The organism is Methylobacterium sp. CM6241 (assembly GCF_054817845.1).
Window position 1 is genome coordinate 3,551,708 of the sequence record NZ_CM139246.1, and the last position, 21,662, is coordinate 3,573,369.

General features: G+C 68.5%; 19 protein-coding genes. 12 read left to right on the top strand and 7 right to left on the bottom strand.

Translation table 11 applies throughout. The features are described 5' to 3' along the window. The first annotated feature begins 57 nt into the window (after window positions 1-57). Window positions 58-3,651 (top strand): transcription-repair coupling factor, encoded by a 3,594-nt coding sequence (gene mfd, locus ACYQR9_RS16660; protein ID WP_461227434.1) that lies wholly within the window; start codon window positions 58-60, stop codon window positions 3,649-3,651. Between the two features lie 133 nt (window positions 3,652-3,784). On the opposite strand, the gene ACYQR9_RS16665 is transcribed toward mfd, so the two are convergent. Beyond that, window positions 3,785-4,129, bottom strand: coding sequence for a hypothetical protein (locus ACYQR9_RS16665; protein ID WP_056453741.1), 345 nt, complete (start codon window positions 4,127-4,129; stop codon window positions 3,785-3,787). A gap of 303 nt (window positions 4,130-4,432) precedes the next feature. Continuing rightward, window positions 4,433-5,668 (bottom strand): AMP-binding protein, encoded by a 1,236-nt coding sequence (locus ACYQR9_RS16670; protein WP_461227436.1) that lies wholly within the window; start codon window positions 5,666-5,668, stop codon window positions 4,433-4,435. A gap of 499 nt (window positions 5,669-6,167) precedes the next feature. Here ACYQR9_RS16670 and ACYQR9_RS16675 point away from each other — a divergent pair, with 499 nt between their 5' ends. Further along, window positions 6,168-6,941: an invasion associated locus B family protein gene (locus tag ACYQR9_RS16675; RefSeq protein WP_056425765.1), complete on the top strand. Its 774-nt coding sequence runs from the start codon at window positions 6,168-6,170 to the stop codon at window positions 6,939-6,941. Between the two features lie 114 nt (window positions 6,942-7,055). Here the strand turns inward: ACYQR9_RS16675 and hspQ are convergent, their stop codons facing one another. Further along, on the bottom strand, window positions 7,056-7,409 hold the full coding sequence (hspQ, locus tag ACYQR9_RS16680; RefSeq protein ID WP_056453784.1) for a heat shock protein HspQ: 354 nt from the start codon (window positions 7,407-7,409) through the stop codon (window positions 7,056-7,058). A 298-nt stretch (window positions 7,410-7,707) separates the two neighbouring features. Further along, window positions 7,708-8,760 carry an HpcH/HpaI aldolase/citrate lyase family protein gene (locus ACYQR9_RS16685; protein ID WP_056425762.1) on the bottom strand — a complete coding sequence of 351 codons (1,053 nt, stop codon included), beginning with the start codon at window positions 8,758-8,760 and terminating at the stop codon, window positions 7,708-7,710. A gap of 326 nt (window positions 8,761-9,086) precedes the next feature. On the opposite strand from ACYQR9_RS16685, the gene ACYQR9_RS16690 reads away from it, so the two are divergent. Further along, window positions 9,087-10,367: a patatin-like phospholipase family protein gene (locus ACYQR9_RS16690; protein WP_461227438.1), complete on the top strand. Its 1,281-nt coding sequence runs from the start codon at window positions 9,087-9,089 to the stop codon at window positions 10,365-10,367. Between the two features lie 3 nt (window positions 10,368-10,370). On the opposite strand, the gene ACYQR9_RS16695 is transcribed toward ACYQR9_RS16690, so the two are convergent. Further along, window positions 10,371-11,573 (bottom strand): FAD-dependent monooxygenase, encoded by a 1,203-nt coding sequence (locus ACYQR9_RS16695; RefSeq protein WP_461227440.1) that lies wholly within the window; start codon window positions 11,571-11,573, stop codon window positions 10,371-10,373. 196 nt (window positions 11,574-11,769) lie between these two features. Here ACYQR9_RS16695 and ACYQR9_RS16700 point away from each other — a divergent pair, with 196 nt between their 5' ends. Continuing rightward, window positions 11,770-13,161: a GntP family permease gene (locus ACYQR9_RS16700; protein WP_461227442.1), complete on the top strand. Its 1,392-nt coding sequence runs from the start codon at window positions 11,770-11,772 to the stop codon at window positions 13,159-13,161. Window positions 13,162-13,269: 108 nt separating this feature from the next. Next, complete coding sequence (locus tag ACYQR9_RS16705) at window positions 13,270-14,034, top strand: alpha/beta fold hydrolase (protein WP_461227444.1); 765 nt, start codon at window positions 13,270-13,272, stop codon at window positions 14,032-14,034. A 222-nt stretch (window positions 14,035-14,256) separates the two neighbouring features. Here the strand turns inward: ACYQR9_RS16705 and ACYQR9_RS16710 are convergent, their stop codons facing one another. Continuing rightward, the gene (locus ACYQR9_RS16710; RefSeq protein ID WP_018043697.1) at window positions 14,257-14,460 is read right to left on the bottom strand and encodes a hypothetical protein; all 204 of its coding nucleotides are present in this window, start codon (window positions 14,458-14,460) and stop codon (window positions 14,257-14,259) included. 193 nt (window positions 14,461-14,653) lie between these two features. On the opposite strand from ACYQR9_RS16710, the gene ACYQR9_RS16715 reads away from it, so the two are divergent. The 3 genes from ACYQR9_RS16715 to ACYQR9_RS16725 all read left to right on the top strand — a co-directional run bounded on the left by ACYQR9_RS16715 (window position 14,654) and on the right by ACYQR9_RS16725 (window position 16,669). Then, complete coding sequence (locus tag ACYQR9_RS16715) at window positions 14,654-15,628, top strand: quinone oxidoreductase family protein (protein WP_461227446.1); 975 nt, start codon at window positions 14,654-14,656, stop codon at window positions 15,626-15,628. A gap of 128 nt (window positions 15,629-15,756) precedes the next feature. After that, on the top strand, window positions 15,757-16,389 hold the full coding sequence (gene pncA, locus ACYQR9_RS16720; protein ID WP_207411235.1) for a bifunctional nicotinamidase/pyrazinamidase: 633 nt from the start codon (window positions 15,757-15,759) through the stop codon (window positions 16,387-16,389). A gap of 73 nt (window positions 16,390-16,462) precedes the next feature. Beyond that, entirely contained in the window at window positions 16,463-16,669 is a 207-nt protein-coding gene (locus ACYQR9_RS16725; protein ID WP_056425741.1) for a hypothetical protein, read from the top strand. Window positions 16,670-16,759: 90 nt separating this feature from the next. On the opposite strand, the gene rimO is transcribed toward ACYQR9_RS16725, so the two are convergent. Then, entirely contained in the window at window positions 16,760-18,103 is a 1,344-nt protein-coding gene (rimO, locus tag ACYQR9_RS16730; protein WP_461227448.1) for a 30S ribosomal protein S12 methylthiotransferase RimO, read from the bottom strand. A 271-nt stretch (window positions 18,104-18,374) separates the two neighbouring features. Between rimO and pabB the strand changes: the two genes are divergently transcribed. From pabB to ACYQR9_RS16750, 4 genes are read left to right on the top strand one after another with little or no spacing between them, the layout of a single operon-like run. After that, on the top strand, window positions 18,375-19,772 hold the full coding sequence (gene pabB / locus ACYQR9_RS16735) for an aminodeoxychorismate synthase component I (RefSeq protein ID WP_461227450.1): 1,398 nt from the start codon (window positions 18,375-18,377) through the stop codon (window positions 19,770-19,772). After that, complete coding sequence (locus ACYQR9_RS16740) at window positions 19,769-20,371, top strand: anthranilate synthase component II (RefSeq protein ID WP_056425731.1); 603 nt, start codon at window positions 19,769-19,771, stop codon at window positions 20,369-20,371. The genes pabB and ACYQR9_RS16740 overlap by 4 nt, the downstream gene beginning before the upstream one ends. After that, window positions 20,358-21,203 carry an aminotransferase class IV gene (locus tag ACYQR9_RS16745; RefSeq protein WP_461227452.1) on the top strand — a complete coding sequence of 282 codons (846 nt, stop codon included), beginning with the start codon at window positions 20,358-20,360 and terminating at the stop codon, window positions 21,201-21,203. The genes ACYQR9_RS16740 and ACYQR9_RS16745 overlap by 14 nt, the downstream gene beginning before the upstream one ends. After that, window positions 21,176-21,640: a DoxX family protein gene (locus ACYQR9_RS16750; protein ID WP_461227454.1), complete on the top strand. Its 465-nt coding sequence runs from the start codon at window positions 21,176-21,178 to the stop codon at window positions 21,638-21,640. The genes ACYQR9_RS16745 and ACYQR9_RS16750 overlap by 28 nt, the downstream gene beginning before the upstream one ends. Window positions 21,641-21,662 lie beyond the last annotated feature (22 nt).

A 21,662-nucleotide genomic window follows, 5' to 3' on the forward strand; every position in this document is an offset into this window, starting at 1 on the left:
GGGGGGAGGAAGGCGCGTCGCGTCTCACTTTCCCATGAGTTCGAAAACCCCGACCCGATGGCCAAACCCCAGCCCAAAGCTACCGCTCCCGCCCCGAAGCCCCAGACGGCGCGGTTCGCCCTGCCGAAATCCGGTGCGCTCGCCCGTGCGCTGGAGGCGCTGAAGCGCGGCGATAGCCCGACGCTCGCCAACGTGCCCGAAGGGTTCGATGCGGTGGTGGTGGCCGATCTCGCCCGCGCCCTGTCGCGGAGTTTCGAGGGACCGGCGGTTCTGGTGCATGTGGCACGCGATTCCGGGCGCTCGAACGCGTTCCAGACCGGGCTGAAATTCGTCGCCCCCGAGATCGAGGTGATGAGCATCCCGGCCTGGGACTGCCAGCCCTACGACCGGGTCTCTCCGAACGCCGCCATCGCCGCCCAGCGGATGACCGCGCTGTCGCGGCTCTCGCGCTCGCGCTCCTCGGAGGAACAGCCGCGCATCCTCTGCACCACCGTCAACGCTTTGATCCAGAGGGTGCCTCCCCGAGAGAAGATCGCGGTGGAGACCTTCTCGGCGGCGATCGGCAACGTGGTGCCGATGGACACCGTCACCGCCTGGGTCGAGGCCAACGGCTTCCTGCGCACGGGGACGGTGCGCGAGACGGGTGAATACGCCGTGCGCGGCGGCATCCTCGACCTGTCGCCGCCGGGCCTGCCGAACCCGATCCGCCTCGACTTCTTCGGCGATACCCTGGAATCCATCCGCGCCTTCGACCCGGAGACCCAGCGCACGGTGGGCTCGCTCCGCTCCCTCGATCTCGTTCCGATGAGCGAGGTGCAATTGACCACGGAGACGATCCGGCGCTTCCGCCAGGGCTACATCTACACCTTCGGCGCGGCGACCCGCGACGACCGGCTCTACGAGACCATCAGCGAGGGACGGCGCTATGCCGGCCTCGAGCACTGGATGCCGCTGTTCTACGACCATCTCGACACCCTGTTCGACTACGTGCCGGGCGTGCCGCTGGTCTTCGACGCGCAGGCGGAGGAGGCGGTCGCCGAGCGCCTCACCCTGATCCGCGATTATTACGACGCCCGCGCCGAGGCGATGAAGACGCCGTCCACCGGCGTCGCGCCCTACAAGCCGCTGAGGCCATCCTCCCTCTACCTGACGCAAAACGACTGGAAGGAGCGGGTCGCCGCCGCCTCCGTCGCGCGGCTCTCGCCCTTCGCAATGCCCGAAAGCCCGGACCGCCTGACCATCGATTGCGAGGGCAAGGCGGGCCGCAGCTTCGCCGCCGAGCGGGCGGACGAGACGGCCAGCGTGTTCGACGCCGCCGTCGCCCATGTGAAGGAACTCCAGGGATTGGGTCATCATGTGATCCTCGCATCCTGGTCCGACGGCTCGCGCGACCGGCTGTGCGGGGTGCTCACCGATCACGGCCTGAAGAAGCCGGTCTCCATCAACACCCTCACGGCGGTGAACGCCCTGAAGCGCGGCACCGACATGGCGGTGGCGGTGTGGGGGCTCGATTCCGGGTTCGTCGTCGACAAGCTCGCAGTCATCTCGGAAGGCGACATCCTCGGCGACCGGCTGGTGCGCCAGAAGCGCAAGTCTAAACGCCCACAGGACATCATCCTGGAGGTGCAGGCGCTGCAGCCCGGCGATCTCGTGGTCCATGCCGATCACGGCATCGGCCGGTTCGTCGGCCTCAAGACGGTAACGGCGGCGGGCGCACCGCACGATTGCCTGGAGATCCAGTATGCCGGCGGCCTGCTGCTGCTGCCGGTGGAGAATATCGAGCTTCTGACTCGCTACGGCTCGGAAGATGCCGAAGTTGCCCTCGATCGTCTCGGCGGCGGTGCCTGGCAGGCCCGCAAGGCCAAGATGAAGAAGCGCATCCTGGAGATGGCCGGCCAGCTCATCAAGATCGCGGCCGAGCGCTTCGTGCGCCAGGCACCCCGCCTCCAGGCTCCGGACGGCCTCTACGGCGAGTTCGCCGCCCGCTTCGCGTTCGAGGAGACAGAGGACCAGGCCACCGCCATCGACGCCGTCCTGTCCGACCTCAATGCCGGTCGTCCCATGGACCGCCTCGTCTGCGGCGATGTCGGCTTCGGCAAGACCGAGGTGGCGTTGCGCGCCGCCTTCGCGGGGGCCATGGGCGGCAAGCAGGTGGCGGTAGTGGTGCCCACCACCCTGCTGGCGCGCCAGCATTACCGGACCTTCGCCGAGCGCTTCAAAGGGCTGCCGGTGCAGGTGGCGCAGCTCTCGCGCTTCGTCTCCGCCGCCGAGATGAAGCAGAACCGCGCGGGCCTCGCCGCCGGGACCGTCGACATCGTAGTCGGCACCCATGCGCTGCTCGCCAAGAACGTGGCCTTCAAGGATCTCGGCCTCATCATCGTCGACGAGGAGCAGCATTTCGGCGTGGCCCACAAGGAGCGCCTCAAGGCGCTCCAGGCCGATGTCCACGTGCTGACCCTCTCGGCGACCCCGATCCCGCGCACGCTCCAGCTCGCCATGACCGGGGTCCGCGAACTCTCGATCATCGCGACGCCACCGGTGGACCGCCTCGCGGTGCGCACCTTCGTGATCCCGTTCGATGCGCTGATGATCCGCGAAGCCCTGCTGCGCGAGCGCTATCGCGGCGGCCAGTCCTTCTACGTGGTGCCGCGGATCGAGGATCTGGCGGAGGTGAAGCGCTTCCTCGATACCGAGATGCCCGAGACCAAGGTGGCGGTGGCCCATGGCCAGATGGCGGCGGGCCAGCTCGAGGACGTGATGACCGCGTTCTACGAGGGCAAGTTCGACGTGCTGCTCTCCACCACCATCGTCGAATCCGGCCTCGACATCCCCACTGCCAACACCCTCATCGTGCACCGGGCCGACATGTTCGGCCTCGCCCAACTCTACCAGCTGCGCGGCCGCGTCGGGCGCGCCAAGGCCCGCGCCTACGCCCTGTTCACGACCCCGGCGAACAAGCAGCTCACCGTGCAGGCGGAGAAGCGCCTCCAGGTGCTCCAGACCCTCGACACGCTGGGCGCTGGCTTCCAGCTCGCCTCCCACGACCTCGACATCCGCGGCGCCGGCAACCTGCTGGGTGACGCCCAGTCCGGCCATATCAAGGAGGTCGGCTACGAGCTCTACCAGCAGATGCTGGAGGATGCCGTCACCGCCCTCAAGGCCGGCATCGAGGAGCCGGTGGAGGAGGCGTGGTCGCCCACCATCGCGCTGGGAGCACCGGTCACGATCCCGGAGGATTACGTCGAGGACCTCACCGTCCGCCTCGGCCTCTATCGCCGGCTCTCCACCCTGGAGAACGATGCCGAGATGGAGAGCTTCGGGGCCGAGCTGATCGACCGGTTCGGGCCGCTGCCGCCGGAGGTGGAGCAGCTCCTCAAGATCGTCACGATCAAGATCCTGTGCCGCGACACCAACGTGGAGAAGGTCGAGGCCGGGCCGAAGGGCGTCGTCGTCCATTTCCGCGACAAGTCCTTCGCCAATCCGCAGGGGCTGGTGGCCTTCGTCGGCGGTCAGGCCTCCTTCGCCAAGGTGCGCCCGGACATGAGCATCGTGTTCATCCGCGAGCTCGATTCCATCCCCGAGCGCCTGAAGATCACGACCTCGATCCTGCGCGAATTGTCCAAGATCGCCCGCGCCAAGAAGGCGGCGTGAGGGACATCACGCCGGGTCGATCACCCCGGCGTATTCGGCGAAAACCTCATGAAAAAGGCGGGCTCACCGGCCCGCCTCCATCGAAAAATCTTTTCTCAAACAAGCACCTGCGGTGCTGTCCTCATAGGCAGGATTAGAGGTCCGGTTCGTTCAGGACGTAAGGACCGATGCGGCTCTGCAGATCGACCGAGGCACCGCTACCGCGTCCCGTCCGGCCATCGATGACGATGACGGGAATGCCCGCATGCTGCATCTGCTCACGCAGGCGCTCGGAAAGCATGGCATAGGCCGGGTCGAGCCGGGTCGAGGTCTGAAGCAGGATGGCCGCGGGGCGGGCGATGACGGCGAGAACGTCGTCGGCGGCCTCGAGGGATGCGGTAACGCTCGCATAACCCAGCTCGGCAAGCTCGGCGGCGAGGGAGTGATCGATGGCGCGGTGACCATCATCGACGACCAACACTTGTTGCAGCGCACTCATGACTGTCAGGGTTAGCTCATCCATCGCCCCTTGGGAAGGGACCCGTGCGATAACACACGTGAACCCAGTTGGTTCGCCGGCTGCAGGGTGAAAATCCTCTTGCTATCCGGCGAAGAGCCCGCTCGCGACCCGTGGCGCCCTAGCCTCACGCGGCATCGCGCAAGACATCCGGAACTCACTCTAGACCGCTGTTCCGAAATAGGAAATTCGTTTCACAAAATAGCTGAATCACCGACTTCGGCACGGCCGCCGTGCCACGCGTCGAAAGCGGTGAATTTCGGGCACGACGATACCGCCGGATGGTCAGCAGCGAAGGATCTCTGTTGCTCGTCCGGCAAATATTTTTGCCGCGAATGGGACGGCCCTCCACAGATTGGCGGCTTTTTCCGGCGGGATGCCGCGTTGCAGGGGGCTGGCTTTGGAGGCGCGGCCCCGGAAAGCGAATCGCCCGTCCTCGTCACGGGCGATATCCAGAAGAGCCGGGAACGGTGCCAACGGATGGGCATCCGCGAGGAAGTGGGCGACGTCCCCATCGGCCCGCGAGGCGGTGAGGAGGGCCGCCTCGTCGAAGGCGAGGACATCGATCACCCTTCGCGGACCATGCACAGCGCCCGGCGCCAGCAGCCGTGTGGTCAGGCGGGTCGGCAACCGGTGAGCAAGGGTGACGGATTCGAGGCTGCGAGGGCAACGGCTCGCCGCGAGATTGCGCTCCAGGGCAGCGGGCACGACAAGATGCGTCGGTCCCGGTCGAGCCAGCGCCTCGGCGAGGTGGGCGGCGTCGAACGGCCCACATGTTTCGAGCCCGGCCCCCGCCACGAGGGCGGCGCCGAGGCCGGTGACGAGGCCCCTCAGGTCGGCTGGCGCGAGAAGGGTCAGGATTCGGTCGCGTGGTGCGATCCGGATCGTGGCGAGATGGACCGCGATCGAGGCGATCAGCGCGTCCGCCGGGCGATAGACCGGCTGCGTGGGATCGGCAGCGGCGAAAGTCACGAGCCCGGCGCTCGACGGCGCGAACGGGCCGCCATGTCCATCGAGGACCATGCCGTCGAGACTGATGACCCCGTCGGGCACCTCCGGCCCGAAGGCCGCGAGGTAGCGCAGGCCGAAATAGCGCAGGGCGACACGGCGCAGGCCTTCGGCCGGCAGCATTCCGGCGATACGGGATTGGGTGAGCACGGCCTGGATACCGGCGGCCTGGATGCCGGCCACGAGGGCGTCTTCGTCCCATGTCAGGGGTAGGAGGCAGGGAATGTGGCCCGCGGCCTCGATGGCCAGGTAGGAGAGCACGGTCTCCGACCCGGCGGCGGCGATCAGGCCCACACGGCTCGCCGGGGCCAGCCGCCACTGCCTCATCCCGCTGGCGAGGCGCGCGACGATCTCGGCAGCGGACCCATAGGTCCAGGTGATGGGGCTGCGCCCGGACCACCCGACCTTGTCCTTGGGATCGATGAAGGCGACACGGCCCGGATCGGCATGGGCGGTCGCCGCCAGCAACGTGCAGAGGCCAGGCCTGACCACATCCGAATGCGGGCTCGGCAAGACGGGCCTGTCTGCCGGAAGGGCGACGGGAGGAGCGTCGCCAAAGGGTATGATCGCTGGCTGCGCCGACACCTCCGCCTCAACTCCCCGCGTGCATCGACTTTCCGTGCCCTGCGGTGATGAACGGTTAGGGTTAAACTTTGCTTAAAAACGCCCTTTGGAAAGGGCAACGGACAGGTCGTCCGCGATCCGGCGGACAGCGCAAGTGTCATGTCTTCGCCGCATTCCGCAGGGAAGCAGGCGGCCCGGTCGTTCGAGCGGGTTCGAGGCGTTGAACGCCCCGTTCGGCACCCTGGCGGGCCCATATTGGCCATCCAGGGTTCAGGAGCGGGTGATTTGCGCGCGCCGAGGGCTTGACCGCGCGAACCAGGGCGGCGAGGGCTCGGCCGAACGCCGTCCGCGGGTTTCGATCCGCATCATCGAGTTCAGGAAACGTCCTGCTGGGTTCAAGCGCCGCAGCATGTCTTCGTCATTCGCGATATCCAAGGGGTCAGAGCTGATGTTCTTTGCCAACCGTCCCGCGCGCCCGATGCGCGCCGCCGCGATTCTCGCCCTGGCCGGCATGATGGGCAATGCGGGCTTGGCGGCACCGGCCTTCGCCCAGGCTCCGAAGGGCAAGGCCCCCGCTCCGACCGCACCGGCCCCGGCAGCGCCGGCCACCCAAACCCCGGCCGCCCAGCAGCCGGCCGGCCCGCAGATCGTCAACGTAAAGTCCGAGCCGTCCCAGGCCGATTGGACCAAGGTCTGCGGCAAGGACCAGAACACCAGCACCGACGTCTGCTACACCACCCGCGACTTCGTCTCCGACCAGGGCCAGCCGGTCCTCGCCGTGGCGGTCTACGACATGAAGAACGCCCAGCAGAGCGTGCGCGTGGTGCGCTACCTGCTGCCGCTCGGCCTGCTCCTCGGCCCCGGCATCCGCTTCACCGTCGATGGCCAGCAGGCGACGCCGGGTAAGTTCGCCGTGTGCTTCCCCAACGGCTGCTTCGCCGAGGCCGGCAATGTCGGTAACGACCTCGTGAACGCGCTCAAGAAGGGCACCACCCTCAACATCAGCGTCCAGAACCAGGCCCAGCGCGAGGTGACTTTCGCCGTGCCGCTGACCGGCTTCGGCAAGGCCTTCGACGGCCCGGCCGTCGATCCGAAGGTGCTGGAAGAGCAGCAGAAGAAGCTCCAGGCCGAGCTCGAGAAGCGCAGCGAAGACATGCGCAAGAACCTCGAGAAGCAGAATGCCGCCGGCGCTGCCGCCGTGGGTACCGCTCCGAAGCCCTGAGACCGGGCCTCGAACCCACTTCATGACAATAGGAAAAGGCCGGGCGGCGAGCCCGGCCTTTTTCATGCGCACCGTCGATGAGAGGGCTCCGCGATGTAGGGTCCCGTCCGGGACTCAATTCGCGTGCGCGCCCCGAAGGCGGTAGGCGCCGTCCGAATCCCGCTCGAACACCTCCGGAATCCCGGCATGACGCAGGGCCTCGCCGGACGTGTCGGGAATGAGGTTCTGTTCGGAGACATAGGCCACGTACTCGCTCTCCGCGTTCTCGGCGAGAAGGTGGTAGAACGGCTGGTCCTTGCGCGGCCGTACCTCTTCGGGAATCGCCAGCCACCATTCCTCGGTGTTGTCGAAGATCGGGTCCACGTCGAAGACGACGCCGCGAAACGGGTAGATCCGGTGGCGCACCACGGCGCCGAGGCCGAACTTGGCGGTGCGCGTCTGGATTCCGGTGGGAGAGAAATCGGTCATGACGCCAAAATAGGATGCGTCGGACAGGTTGTCATCGGCGGCGTTGCCACGCCGCATCGCAAGGAGCCGTCTCGGTCTGCAGATCTCGGACGGCATCCGGCCGATCGCTTCGGGATCCGTGGCTGCGGGAAGCGGAGGCGAAGCCGGAGCGGCGGTGAGGGGGGTCGAACGAACGAGGCTGTGCCTGAGCCGCCCCCTCACCTTCGGCTGCCGCCTCGCTTCATGCCCCGACGAGGAGGCATGAAGCCCTCTCCCCGCGTGCGGGGAGAGGGAAGGCCATCTCAGTTCGGGCCAGAGGTCACTTCAGGCCGTAGGTCTTGGCGAGCTCCGGGTCCTTCTCGGCCACCAGCCGGGCCAGATCGACGATGACCTTGGCCTGTTTCCAGGTGGCGTCGTCCTGCATCTTGCCGTCGAGCATCACCGCGCCGGTCCCGTCCGGCATCGCCTCGACGATCCGCACCGCGAAGGCGACTTCCGCCGGATCGGGGGCGAAGACGCGCTTGGCGATGGCGACCTGGTTCGGATGCAGGGTCCAGGCGCCGGCGCAGCCCATGAGGAAGGCGTTGCGGAACTGAGCCTCGCAGGCATCCCCGTCCGAGAAGTCGCCGAACGGGCCGTAGAAGGCCTTGAGGCCGTTGGCCATGCAGGCATCGACCATCTTCGCGATGGTGTAGTGCCAGAGGTCCTGCTGGGCGCTAGCCCGGGCGGCGCCGTCGCTCGTCGGGTCGGCGATGACCCGGTAATCCGGGTGGCCGCCGCCGACGCGGGTGGTCTTCATGCCGCGCGAGGCGGCGAGATCGGCGGGGCCGAGGCTCATGCCGTGCATGCGCGGCGAGGCGGAAGCGATGGCGTCGACATTGGCGACGCCTTCGGCGGTCTCCAGGATGGCGTGGACGAGGATCGGCTTCGAGACGCCGTGCTTCGCCTCGAGCTGGGCCAGCAACTGGTCGATATAGTGGATGTCCCACGGTCCCTCGACCTTGGGCACCATCACCACGTCGAGCTTGTCCCCGACCTGAGACACGATCTCGAACAGGTCGTCGAGAATCCAGGGACTGTTGAGGGCGTTGATGCGGGTCCACAATCCGGTGCCGGAGGCGGCGAAATCGGTGGCCTGCGCCATGGCGACGAAGCCCTTGCGCGCGGCTTCCTTCTGATCGACCGGCACGGCGTCCTCGAGATTGCCGAGCACCACGTCCACGGTGGCGGCGAGTTCCGGCACCCGGGAGCGGACCTTGTCGTTGTGCGGCGGCACGAAATGGATCATCCGCTCGAGCTTCACCGGCAGGTCACGGAACGGGGCCGGCGCGCCTGTGGCGAGCGGCTGGAAGAAGCGGCGCGGTAGTTTCATCGGGACTCGGGCTCCGGCTATGGATAGTCGTTGGACCAAGTCGACGACCTGCATATCGTATTCAGGTCGTCGACCTAGGGTGTTGGCACCGCATCATCTTTACCGAAAACCAGATCTGACTTTCCGGATGATGCTCTAGCCTCGAAGCGGTTAGTCAAGGTTACCCCCCGCGTAAAGGCGGGTTTTCGGAGGAGACCGCTTTCCCAACGACGTGCGCTGGCGCATGTTCGACGCAAGGGGAGGGTCCACGGACCGGAACCGGCCGGTCGACGCCGGGTTCTCGCAGCAGAGGCGGGCGTTTCGAGACTTACCAAGGACACTCTCTCATGTCCGGATCATCCAGCCGACACGGTCTCTTCTATGCGGCCAGCATGGTGGCCATGCTCGGCATCGCCGGACCGGTCGAGGCCGCTCCGGCCCATGCGGGCGCACCGGCGAGATCCGCTCCCCTCAAAGAATCCTCGAAGTCATCGCCAGCGAGATCATCCGAACGGGTCGCGTTCACGGCTGGTGATGCGGCCGATGCCAGGCCCGACGGCCTGAAGGGCCTTCTCCGGATACCAGCCGACGACACCAAGGCCTTCCAGCATCTCATCGACGGCGCGGGTGCCGCGTCCGATCCGTGGCTGGTCCTGTCCGGCGGCGGCGAGAACGGGGCCTTCGCCGCCGGTCTCCTCAACGGCTGGTCCAAGGCCGGCAACCGGCCCGCTTTCGGAATCATCACCGGGGTCAGTACGGGGGCGATGATCGCGCCCTTCGCCTTCCTCGGATCCAGCGCCGATGCGACACTGGCGCGGGCCTATACGGAGATCTCGGCCGCCGACGTCTTCGAATTCGGCGGTACCAACGAAGCCCTGACCGATACCTGGCCGCTCAAGCGCCGGATCGAGCGGATGGTCACCGGCAAGCTTCTCGCCGACATCGCCGCCGAGCACGCCAAGGGACGTCGCCTGTTGGTGGCGACCACGGCGGTGGACAGCGAACGCCCCGTCCTGTGGGACATGGGCGCCATCGCCTCCGAGGGCAGCCCGAAGGCGCTCGACCTGTTCCGCGCGGTCATCCTCGCTTCCTCGGCGGTGCCGGGCGTGTTCCCGCCAGTGATGATCGACGTGGTCGGTACGGACGGGAAGCATTTCCAAAAGATGCATGCGGATGGCGGCACCACCGCGCCGTTCTACCTGGCGCCGGAAGCCGCGATCCTCGGCAAGGCCAAGGTGAGGCTTCCCACGAGCACGGTCTATCTCGTCGTCAACAACACGGTGACGCCGGACTTCCAGATGGCCACACGCACGACCCTGAGCGTGCTCGGACGCGCAATGTCGGCCGCGATCAAGGCGCAGACCCGCGCGGCCCTCGCCCTGACGGAAAGCTTCGCCGAGCGTAACGGCCTCGATCTCGACGTGGCCCAGATCGACAACCGGTTCACGCGCACCACCTCGGCGCCGTTCGACCAGGATTACATGAAGGCCCTGTTCGCCCATGGCGAGCGCCTCGGGCGGGACGGCACCGCTTTCAGCCGCGGAACGCCCGCGGCCTCGATCCCCACCGGATCGACCGGCGATCGTTTCGGTGCGGCGGATGCGCCGACGAGCCTCGCCCGGCGCTGACCGTCACCGCATCAGGGCGGGGGCGCCGAGGCGCGGCAGCACACCCTCGCGCATGACGATGCGGCGCAGCGGCCCGATCGTGGTCATGGCCAGCAGGCCGAGCCCGCGCAGGGCATCGACGGGGATCAGGGAGCTGAGCAGGCTGCGGTTGAGCGTATCCACCGCAGCCGTGCGCAGGCGGGCATCCAGTGCCCGCGAACGGGCGAACCCGGACAGAGCCTCGCGCGAGCCCGGATCGCGGCCGTCCGCGGTCGCGGCCAGGATGCTGTCGCGTAGCGCCGCGGCATCGCGCAAGCCGAGATTGAGCCCCTGCGCTCCGATGGGCGGAAAGGCGTGGGCCGCCTCGCCGATAAGCGCGATGCGAGGCCCGACCGGGGAGGCGACGGAGAGGCCGCGCATGGGAACGAGCCCGCGCGGCCCGTCGATGCGCATGGCACCGAGCATGGCTTGGGCCTGGTTCTCGATGGCGCGCGCGAGGTCGGCATCCTCCAGTTCGGAGAGGCGACGCGCCGGTCCCGCGCCGGTGACCCAGACGAGGCTGGAACGATGCCCGCCGGGGAGGGGGACCAGGGTGAACGGCCCCTGCCGGGTATGGAATTCGGTGGAGACGTCCCGGTGCGGGCGCTCATGGGCGAGCAGCGTGGTGATGGCGGCCTGCGGGTAGGACCAGTCCTTGGTGGCGATGCCGGCCTGCTCCCGCATGCGCGAGCGGGCTCCGTCCGCACCGACGACGAGGCGCGCCGCGACGGCGGCCCCTTCCCCGACGAGGATCCGCGCCTCGTCGGCATCCCGTTCCAGCCCCACCGCGTCGCTCTCGAACAGAGTCAGGCCGGGAGCCGACCGGGCCTGCGCTCGCAACGATTCCACGAGGCGGGCGCTCTCCACGTTCCAGCCGAAGGCGTCGAGGCCGATTTCGGTGGAGACGAACCGGGCCGGCGGCGGACGGAACAGGCTGCCGGTATCGTCGACGATGTGGAGTTCGGCCAGGGGTGCCGCATGCGGCGCCACCTCCGCCCAGGCCCCCAGCGCGCGGAGGAAACGCACCGATCCGTCGAGGAGGGCGACCGTGCGTCCGTCGGCGACGGGGGCGTGGCGGCCGACGAGGGCCGTAGCGATGCCCTCGCGCGCCAGGGCCAGGGCCAGACCGAGCCCGGCCGCACCTGCGCCGACGACGGCCACGTCGAAACGGGGAGAGGACGGCTTCATGTCATCGCTCCTCGGCGAGGGGCACCCTCACCAGACCAGTCGAAGCGGCACCGACCGGACCGCTGCCGTTTCAAATAGGTGCCGTCCGTCTCGGGTCACCTCGCTGTGGCATTGCCACGCTGCGGCTTCTAGCATCAGCTGTGCGTCTCGACAGGGGCAGAGTGCCCGGAGGTTGCCCCATCATGAGAGCGTCGTCATGAGCCTCGCCATCGCGCTGCTGGCGCTCGGCTTCCTGATGCTCGTCGCCTATCGCGGCTTCAGCGTCATCCTGTTCGCCCCGGTGGCCGCACTGCTTGCCGTGCTCCTCACCGACCCGTCCGCCGTGCTGCCGGTCTTCTCCGGCCTGTTCATGGAGAAGATGGTCGGCTTCGTGAAGCTGTACCTGCCGGTCTTCCTCCTTGGCGCGGTGTTCGGCAAGGTCATCGAACTGTCGGGTTTTTCGCGCTCCATCGTCACGGCAGTGATCGATCTCGTCGGCCCGCGCCGGGCCGTGCTCTCCATCGTGCTGGTCTGCAATCTGCTCACCTATGGCGGCGTCTCGCTCTTCGTCGTGGTGTTCGCGGTCTATCCGTTCGCGGCGGAAGCCTTCCGGCTGAGCGAGATCCCGAAGCGCCTCATCCCCGGCACCATCGCGCTCGGCGCCTTCTCCTACACGATGGACGCGCTGCCCGGCACGCCGCAGATCCAGAACATCATTCCCACCACCTTCTTCGGCACGAACACCTGGGCGGCCCCCTGGCTCGGGCTGATCGGCGCCGCCTTCATCCTCGTCGCGGGCGTCGCCTATCTCGACCGGCGCATCGCCTCGGCCAAGGCCAGGGGAGAGGGCTACGGCAGCGGCCACAGCAACGAGCCGACGCCCGTCTCCGACGAAGCCCTGGCGCATCCCCTGGTGGCGCTTCTGCCGCTCGTCGTGGTCGGCCTCTCGAACCTCGCCTTCACCGCGCTCATCCCGCGCCTCTACGGGGCGAAGACCGAGACCATGCTGGCGGGGCTCGACAAGCCGATCGTCACGACCCTGTCCTCCGTCACGGCGATCTGGGCGGTGGAACTGGCGCTGCTGGCCGGCATCCTCACGGTCTTCGTCTTCGCCTGGAAGCCGGTCTCGAAGAGCTTCGCCGAGGGCAGCCGCGCGGCGGTGGCGGGCTCGCTGCTCGCCGCCATGAACACCGCCTCCGAATACGGGTTCGGCGCGGTCATCGCGGCCCTGCCGGGCTTCATCGTCATCCGCGAGGCGCTGTCCGCGATCCCCAATCCGCTGGTGAACGAAGCGGTGACGGTGACGGCTCTGGCCGGCATCACCGGCTCGGCCTCCGGCGGGCTCAGCATCGCGCTCGCCGCCATGTCGTCCACCTTCATCGCGGCGGCCCAGGCCACCGGCATCCCCATGGAGGTGCTGCACCGGGTCGCCGCCATGGCGAGCGGTGGCATGGACACGCTGCCCCATAACGGCGCGGTCATCACCCTGCTCGCGGTGACGGGGCTGACCCACCGGCAGGCCTATGCCGACATCTTCGCGATCACGCTGCTGAAGACGAGTGCGGTCTTCCTGGTCATCGGGGTCTATTACCTGACCGGGCTGGTCTGAGGCGGGCCGGGGGCGCTCATCCCGGCGGGTAGGGTTTCGAGCCGCGCCTGGACTTTCCTCGCGAAGGCGCGGTCAATGACAAATCTGTCGCCGTCAGAGGAGCCCCCGATGGATCGCCGCTCTTTCCTGAGGCTGTCCGCCGCCGCGTCAGTCGTCCCGCTTCTGCAACGCCCAGCTCTGGCCGCACCGGTCCCGCCGGCGCGCAACGTGGTCCTCGTCCACGGCTTGTTCGCCGACGGGTCGTGCTGGTCGGAGGTGATCGGGCGGCTGCAGGCGGCGGGGCTCGATGTCACCTCGGTGCAGAACCCGCTGACCACCCTCGACGAGGCGGTGGCCTCGGTGCGGCGGGTGCTGGCGCGGCAGGACGGGCCGACCGTGCTCGTCGGGCATTCCTTCGCCGGAATGATCATCACGGAAGCCGGCATCGCCCCCAACGTGTCGGCCCTCGTCTACGTGGCGGCGCGCGCCCCCGATGCGGGAGAGGATTACGCCGCCCTGGCCAGGACGTTTCCGACACCGCCCGCCACGGCCGGCATCGTCTTCGACGGCGAGTACGGACGTCTCGGCGAAGCGGCCTTCCTGCGGGATTTCGCCGGCGACCTTCCCGAGGCAAAGGCGAAGGTGCTCTACGCGGTGCAGCAGCCCTTCGCCAAAGCGCTGCTGGCGGGCAGGACCACCCAGGCGGCCTGGCGATCGAAGCCGAGCTTCTACGCGGTCTCGACGGAGGACCGGACGATCGACCCCGCTCTCCAACGCTTCATGGCGAAGAGGATGGGCGCGACCACGATCGAGGTGACGGCGAGCCACCTGTCCCTGATCTCCCAGCCCGACACGATCGCGAGGCTGATCCTGGACGCCGCCGGCCGGCCCTGACCATCGTCCGGGGGCAGGGCGGATCGAGACCCGCGCCCTGCCGTTTGCCGACCGCCGGGACCTGTCCTATCGTCCGATGCGGCGATGCCGGATCATCGCCGGGATAGGAGAGGTCACATGGCATTCTTCATCGGGATCGCAGGTCCCTGGCTGGTTCTCGCCGTCCTCGACCTCCTGGCGATCCGCCGCGACCTGGAACTGTCGCGGATCCCGTGAAAGACTTCAGCCTTCCGGCTCCTCGACGATCTTCAAGGTGAGTTGCGTGAACGGCCTGATTTCCCAGGCGATCCCGGCCTTGAACATCATCACCACCCGGCAGCGGTCCATGACCTCGAAGGCGGGAAGGCCCGGCTCCGGCTGGAACACGAGCCCCGCGACGACGGCGGGATCGTAATCGGCGGGCCTGATCCAGACGATCTCTTCCATGGAACGCTGCCACCCTCCGTCGCGGTTGCCGGGGAACGCCGCCGCCCGGCCTCTCTCACACGAGGCGGGCGATGTTTCGCAATGGCCATGCCGCCCGCGCCTCCGGCCGGGCCCCTCAATCGGCAGCGCCGGACTTGCCCCTTAATACCGGCAGCTTATGTCGCGTCCATCGAACAGACGAGGAGTGACGACAATGCCCAAGGCGATCCGGGTCTACGAATACGGCGAGCCCGAGGTGATGCGCTACGAGGAGGTGACCGTCGGCGAACCCGGCCCCGGCCAGATCCGCGTCCGCCAGACGGCCATCGGCGTCAACTTCATCGACATCTACTTCCGCTCGGGCGCCTACAAGGCGGCTCAGCTCCCCTTCACCCCCGGCAAGGAGGGCGCGGGCGTCGTCACCGCCATCGGCGAGGGTGTCACCGGGTTCCGGGTGGGTGAGCGCGTGGCCTACGGTTCGGCCGAGGGCACCTATGCGGAGGAGGTGGTGATCAATGCCAGCGCCGCCGTGCATCTCGCCGACGGGGTCGACGACGACACCGCCGCGGCCATGATGCTGAAGGGCCTCACCGCCGAGTATCTCCTGCACCGCACCTGCCCGGTGAAGCCCGGCGACACGATCCTGTTCCACGCCGCCGCCGGCGGCGTCGGCCTCATCGCCTGCCAATGGGCCAAGCATATCGGCGCCACCGTCATCGGCACGGTGGGCTCGGCCGAGAAGGCGGAACTGGCGCGGGCCAATGGCTGCGATCACGTCATCCTCTACCGCGACGAGGATTTCGCCGCGCGGGTGAAGGAAATCACCGGCGGCAAGGGCGTGCGCGTCGTCTATGACGGCGTCGGCAAGGACACGTTCCCGGCCTCCCTCGACTGCATCGCCCCGCTGGGGATGTTCGTGAGCTTCGGCTCCGCCTCGGGCCCGGTGGAGAACTTCAACCTGGCGGTGCTGGGCCAGAAAGGCTCGCTCTTCGCGACGCGTCCCTCCCTGTTCGCCCATGCGGGGACCCGGGCCACCCTCGATTCCATGGCCGAGAACCTGTTCGGCGTGGTGGCGAGCGGCGCGGTGAAGATCCCCGTCCATGCGCGGGCGAAACTCGCCGACGCGGTGCAGGTACACAAGGATCTGGCCGGACGCCAGACCACGGGCGCCACGATCATGACCCCGTGATCCAAGGATCTCCGGATCCAAGAATCTCCGGATCCGAGCATCCCCTGATTCAGGCGTCTCGTGATCCGAGTATCCCGTGATTCAAGGATACCGCGATCCTGGGATCACCCGACGACAGGACGAAGCGAATGATGACCCCAGGTGAGCGCGACCTTCTCCTGGTGGTCGACGTCCAGAACGACTTCCTGCCCGGCGGAGCCCTCGCGGTGCCGGACGGCCATGCGGTGATCGCGCCGATCAACCGCCTCGCCGCCCTGTTCCCGCATGTGGTCCTGACTCAGGACTGGCATCCGGCCGGGCACGTCTCCTTCGCGTCCAGCCATGCCGGGCGACGCCCGTTCGAGACCATGGATCTGCCCTACGGCCCACAGATCCTGTGGCCGGACCATTGCATCCAGGGCTCGCCCGGCGCGCGGCTCTCCGACGAATTGCATGCCGACCAAGCCGAGCTGGTGATCCGCAAGGGCTACCATGCGCATACGGACAGCTACTCGGCCTTCCTCGAAGCCGATGGCGTCACGCCCACGGGGCTCACGGGATACCTGCGCGAACGCGGCGTCACCCGCCTGTTCCTCTGTGGCCTCGCCACGGATTTCTGCGTCGCCTGGAGCGCCCTCCACGGACGGCGCGCGGGGTTCGACATCGTCGTGGTGGAGGACGCCGTGAGGGCGATCGACCAGAGCGGCTCGCTCGCCCGCGCCTGGGACGAGATGGACCGCGCCGGGATCACCCGGATCGACAGCGCGTCCATCGATTCCTGATGCGGCACGATACCCGGTAACTTGGCCGGTGGGTGCCGCGTTGACGGGTCATCGCAGCTGTGATGGAGCGCTCATGTCCAACAAGCACATGAAGACCGACGTCCCGACCGATGCGGACCTCAAGGGCAATCCCGGAATCGGCACCTCGAAGGGGATGACGATGTCGGGGGGCGACCCCCGCGATCTCGAAGGCGAGTCGACCTTCGAAGGCGACGTCGACAACGAGACCACGCCGGAAGGCGGCATCGATCCGAACCACCGCCCGCGCAAGAATTCCTGACGAGCAAGAATTTCTGACGGGTCAGGAACACCCCGGCTAACGAGGAAGGCCCCGCCGGTCGCGGCCGGTGGGGCTCCTTGGTGGGCGGTGTCAGACCGCGCTGCCGTAGAGGTCGTAGGCGTCGGCCCGCTCGATCTTCACGGTGACGATGTCGCCGACCCGCAGCGGCCGGCGCGAGGTGACATGGACGTTGCCGTCGATCTCGGGCGCGTCGTATTTCGAGCGGCCCTTGGCGATACCGCCCTCGACGGCATCGATGATGACCGGCAGGCGCTTGCCCACGCGCGCCTTCTGCAGGCGGGCCGAGACGCCCTGCTGCGCCTCCATGAAGCGGCGCTTGCGCTCGGCCTTGAGTTCCGGCGGGACGAGATCGCCGAGCCCGTTGGCCACCGCGCCGCCCACGGGCTCGTATTCGAAACAGCCGACGCGCTCGAGCTTGGCTTCCCGGATCCAGGTCAGCAATTCCTCGAACTCGGCCTCGGTCTCGCCGGGGAAGCCGACGATGAAGGTCGAGCGGATGGCGAGGTCCGGGCAGATCTCGCGCCAGCGCCGAATGCGCTCGAGCTGTTTCTCCTGGTTGCCCGGCCGGCGCATGCGCTTGAGCACGGACGGGCTGGCGTGCTGGAGCGGCATGTCGAGATAGGGCAGGATCTTGCCCTCGGCCATCAGCGGGATGACGTCGTCCACGTGCGGGTAGGGATAGACGTAGTGCATCCGCACCCAGGCGCCGAGTTCGCCGAGTTCGGCGGAGAGATCGTAGAACTTCGCCCGCACCTCGCGATCGCGCCAGAGGCTCGTGGCGTAGCGGATATCGACGCCGTAGGCGCTAGTGTCCTGCGAGACCACCAGCAATTCCTTGACGCCGGCTTTGACCAGCTTCTCGGCCTCGCGCAGCACGTCGCCGGCCGGCCGGCTGACGAGGTCGCCGCGCAGGGAAGGAATGATGCAGAAGGTGCAGCGGTTGTTGCAGCCCTCGGAGATCTTCAGATAGGCGTAATGACGCGGGGTGAGCTTCACCCCCTGCGGCGGCACCAGATCGAGGAACGGGTCATGGGCCGGGGGCACCGCCTCGTGCACGGCGGCGACCACCGATTCGTAGGCCTGGGGCCCGGTCACCGCGAGGAGGTTCGGATATTTCTCGCGAATTTCCTCGGGCTGCGCGCCCATGCAACCGGTGACGATGACGCGGCCGTTCTCGGCCATGGCCTCGCCGATGGCCGAGAGCGATTCGGCCTTGGCCGAATCGAGGAAGCCGCAGGTGTTGACGATGACGACGTCAGCCCCGTCATGTCGGCGTGCGAGCTCATAGCCTTCCGCCCGTAGATGCGTGAGGATGCGCTCGGAATCCACCAGCGCCTTGGGGCAGCCGAGGGAGACGAAGGAGATCTTGGGCGCGGCTTTCGCCGGGGTCGGAACGGTGACGGATACGGTCATGGTCGCTCGTCGGTCGCGGCCGAGGAAAACTCGACCGGCCGTGATTCTCGGGGCGGAGGGTGCCGGGTTGCAGCCTTCCTATACGCCCATCCTCGCGCGGTTGCGAGGGCGGCGGTTCCGGGCACCATGCCGCCAATCTCCACGGCCCATGCAGCCCGCGCGGCTTCCGTCGGACCGCGACCCGTGTCACCTGTGGCGCGTCATCAGGAAACCATGCCGCAGGAGGGGCCCGTGTCCCAGCCCGCGTCAAGCTCTTAAGTCCGACAGCATCATGTGGACCCGCGAGATCCCCTTCATCGATCCCGTCGCGGCGGCCGAGGCGTTCTCGTCCCTGCCGGGACTGGCCTTCCTCGACAGCGCCATGCGCCACGAGACCCTGGGGCGCGTCTCGATCGTGGCCGCCGATCCGTTCGGGCGGTTCCGCTACGCGAACGGCCGCGCGACGCTCGACGGACGCGCCCTCGAAGGGTCCGGGTTGGAGGCCCTGCGCGCCTGCCTCGCGCCCTACCGGCTGGCGGGCGACGAGGGAATCGGCTTTCCCGGCGGGGCCATCGGCTATTTCGCTTACGATCTCGGCGCCTGCCTGGAGCGAGTGACGCCGCCGGCCCGCCGCGCCGGCCTCACCGACGACATCGCCTTCAACCTCTACGACACGATCCTGTCCATCGACCATGACAGCCGCACCTGCCGGCTCATCGCCACCGGCTTTCCGGAGCTGACGGATTCCACCCGCGCCGACAGGGCACGGGCGCGGCTCGACCGCTTCGCGGAGTTGCTCGCGGGCGGCGGCGGCACCCGGACGAGAGCAGAGGCCGCGCCCCTCGCCTGGCGCTCCAACTTCACCAGGGCCTCCTACGAGGCGGCGGTGGAGACGGTGCGCGACTACATCCGGGCCGGGGACATCTACCAGGCCAACATCGCCCAGCGCTTCGAGGCGGCGCTGCCGGCGGGATACGATCCCTTCGCGCTCTATCACCGCCTGCGTGAGACCAACCCGGCGACCTTCGGCGCCTATCTGTCCTTCGACGCCCTCACCATCGCGTCGAGCAGCCCCGAGCGCTTCATGAAGCTGCAGGGCAGGGCAGTGGAGACCCGGCCGATCAAGGGCACCGTGCGCCGGGTGGAGGATCCCGCCGAGGACCGGGCTCTGGGCGAGGCGCTCCAGGCCAACGTCAAGGAGCGGGCCGAGAACATCATGATCGTCGATCTCCTGCGCAACGACCTTTCGCGGATCTGCGAGCCGCACAGCGTCAAGGTGCCGGTCCTGTGCGGGCTCGAATCCTACGCCTCGGTCCACCACCTCGTCTCCGTGGTGACGGGGACCCTGCGCCAGGGGCTCGACGCCATCGACCTGATCGCCGCCACCTTCCCCGGCGGCTCGATCACCGGGGCCCCGAAACTGCGCGCCATGGGCATCATCACGGAGATCGAGGGCGATGCCCGCGAGCTCTATTGCGGGGCCATCGGCGCCATCGGGTTCGACGGGTCGCTCGACACCTCCATCGCCATCCGCACCGTGTTCATGGACGAGGCCCGCGCCGTGCTCCAGGCCGGGGGAGGGGTGACGCTCCTCTCCGACCCGGCCGCCGAATACGAGGAGACCCTGACCAAGGCGGCGCGGGTCTTCGCCGCCTTCGAGCCCGACCGGAACGAGGGCGAGGCGTCATGATCCTCGTCGTCGACAATTACGATTCCTTCGTCTTCAACGTGGTGCGCTACGTGGAGGAGCTCGGCCAGGAGGTGAAGGTGCTGCGCAACGACGCCGTCGACGTCGCCGGCATCCGGGCACTCGCTCCCGAGGCGTTGATCCTCTCCCCAGGCCCCTGCACCCCCAACGAGGCCGGCGTGACCCTGCCCGCCATCGAGGCCCTGTCCGGCGAGATCCCGATCCTCGGCGTCTGCCTCGGCCACCAGGCCATCGGCGCGGCCTTCGGCGGAAGGGTCGAGCGGGCGGCGCGGCCGCTCCATGGCCAGGCGACGGCGATCCGGCATGACGGGTCCGGCCTGTTCGCGGGCCTGCCCGACCCGATGCAGGTGGGCCGCTACCATTCCCTCATCGTCACGCCCCAGCCGGGCATGGACGAATCCCTCGTCGTCGACGCCGTGTCGGGGGAGGGCGAGGTGATGGCCCTGTCGCACCGGCGCCACCCGACGATGGGCGTGCAGTTCCACCCAGAATCGGTGCTGACTGAGAACGGCCACGCGGTGTTCGGCAACTTCCTCGATCTGGCGCGCCGGTGGCGGGAGAGCCGCGATGCTGTGGTTTGACGGCGCCCTCCACGAGGGCAGCCGCCACGGTTTCGACCTCGCCGACCGGGGCCTGACCCTCGGGGACGGCCTCTTCGACACGGCCCTCTGCCTCGGCGGCCGCCTCGCCTTCCATGAGTCGCATCTCGCCCGGCTCGCCGCCTCGGCCGACGATCTGGGCTTTTCCATCGACCGGGAGCCAGTGGGGGAGGCGATGCGCCGCGTCGCCGCTGCCATCGGCGACGGCGCGCTCCGCACCACGATCACCCGCGGCTCCGGCCCGCGCGGTCTCGCCCCGCCGGAGCCGGCCCGGCCGGTCTGGTGGATCGCCGCCACGCCGCGCCGGGCGGGGTCGGGTTTCGCGCCGGTCTCGCTGCATCCGAGCACGATCCGCCGCAACGAGACCTCGCCGGCCGCGAGGATCAAGACGCTGGGCTATCTCGACGCCATCCTCGCCGCCCGGGAAGCGAGGGCGCGGGGATTCGACGAGGCCCTGTTCCTCAACACCAAAGGCCACCTCGCCTGCGCCGGGACCGGCAACCTGTTCGCAATCCTGGACGGGCGCCTCGTCACCCCGCCCCTGTCGGACGGCGTACTGCCCGGCATCGTCCGGGCGCAGGTTCTCGGCTTGGCACAATCCCTCGGCATCGGGACCACGGAACGCTCCCTCGCCCCCGAGGAGGTCCTGGCCGCCGAGGCGGTGCTCATGACCAATTCCCTGCGCGGCCTCTCCCCCGTCACGGCGATCGGGACGACGGCGTTCCCCGGTGGGCACGAGACCGTCGCCGCGTTGAGCCACGCGCTCCGCCGTCTCATCGCCGAGGAATGCGGCGTCGCGCCGGAAGTGGCGTGAGGCCGGGCGGCATCGCGCCGAAGGCCCCCACGACGGAGGCCCCAACGCACAGCCGCCTGCTCTCGCGGCTCGGCCTCGCCGCGCTCTATGGCGGCATCGGCCTCCTCCACCTCGCGGCCGCCGACAGGTTCCTGCCGATCATGCCCGATTGGGTGCCCTGGCCGAGGCAGGTCGTCATCCTGACGGGTCTCTACGAACTCGCCTGCGTGGCCGGCCTGTTCGTCGCGCGCACTCGCCGCGCTGCCGGCTACGCCCTGGCCGCCTACGCGATCTGCGTGTTCCCGGCCAATATCAAGCACGCGGTCGAGGGGATCTCCGTTCCCGGCCTGCCCGATAGCTGGTGGTATCACGGGCCCCGCCTCGCCCTCCAACCGGTTCTGGTCTGGTGGTCGCTCCACGCCACGCGGATCGTCGATTGGCCGTTCGGGCGGCGGTAGAGCGCGGGCGGGCGAACGGACC

Bases quoted from the DNA above. Each gene is read 5' to 3' on its own strand.
- mfd (WP_461227434.1), top strand. From the start codon at position 58: ATGGCCAAACCCCAGCCCAAAGCTACCGCTCCCGCCCCGAAGCCCCAG.
- ACYQR9_RS16665 (WP_056453741.1), bottom strand. From the start codon at position 4,129: ATGAGTGCGCTGCAACAAGTGTTGGTCGTCGATGATGGTCACCGCGCC.
- ACYQR9_RS16675 (WP_056425765.1), top strand. From the start codon at position 6,168: ATGTTCTTTGCCAACCGTCCCGCGCGCCCGATGCGCGCCGCCGCGATT.
- hspQ (WP_056453784.1), bottom strand. From the start codon at position 7,409: ATGACCGATTTCTCTCCCACCGGAATCCAGACGCGCACCGCCAAGTTC.
- ACYQR9_RS16685 (WP_056425762.1), bottom strand. From the start codon at position 8,760: ATGAAACTACCGCGCCGCTTCTTCCAGCCGCTCGCCACAGGCGCGCCG.
- ACYQR9_RS16690 (WP_461227438.1), top strand. From the start codon at position 9,087: ATGTCCGGATCATCCAGCCGACACGGTCTCTTCTATGCGGCCAGCATG.
- ACYQR9_RS16695 (WP_461227440.1), bottom strand. From the start codon at position 11,573: ATGAAGCCGTCCTCTCCCCGTTTCGACGTGGCCGTCGTCGGCGCAGGT.
- ACYQR9_RS16700 (WP_461227442.1), top strand. From the start codon at position 11,770: ATGAGCCTCGCCATCGCGCTGCTGGCGCTCGGCTTCCTGATGCTCGTC.
- ACYQR9_RS16705 (WP_461227444.1), top strand. From the start codon at position 13,270: ATGGATCGCCGCTCTTTCCTGAGGCTGTCCGCCGCCGCGTCAGTCGTC.
- ACYQR9_RS16710 (WP_018043697.1), bottom strand. From the start codon at position 14,460: ATGGAAGAGATCGTCTGGATCAGGCCCGCCGATTACGATCCCGCCGTC.
- ACYQR9_RS16715 (WP_461227446.1), top strand. From the start codon at position 14,654: ATGCCCAAGGCGATCCGGGTCTACGAATACGGCGAGCCCGAGGTGATG.
- pncA (WP_207411235.1), top strand. From the start codon at position 15,757: ATGATGACCCCAGGTGAGCGCGACCTTCTCCTGGTGGTCGACGTCCAG.
- ACYQR9_RS16725 (WP_056425741.1), top strand. From the start codon at position 16,463: ATGTCCAACAAGCACATGAAGACCGACGTCCCGACCGATGCGGACCTC.
- rimO (WP_461227448.1), bottom strand. From the start codon at position 18,103: ATGACCGTATCCGTCACCGTTCCGACCCCGGCGAAAGCCGCGCCCAAG.
- pabB (WP_461227450.1), top strand. From the start codon at position 18,375: ATGTGGACCCGCGAGATCCCCTTCATCGATCCCGTCGCGGCGGCCGAG.
- ACYQR9_RS16740 (WP_056425731.1), top strand. From the start codon at position 19,769: ATGATCCTCGTCGTCGACAATTACGATTCCTTCGTCTTCAACGTGGTG.
- ACYQR9_RS16745 (WP_461227452.1), top strand. From the start codon at position 20,358: ATGCTGTGGTTTGACGGCGCCCTCCACGAGGGCAGCCGCCACGGTTTC.
- ACYQR9_RS16750 (WP_461227454.1), top strand. From the start codon at position 21,176: ATGCGGCGTCGCGCCGGAAGTGGCGTGAGGCCGGGCGGCATCGCGCCG.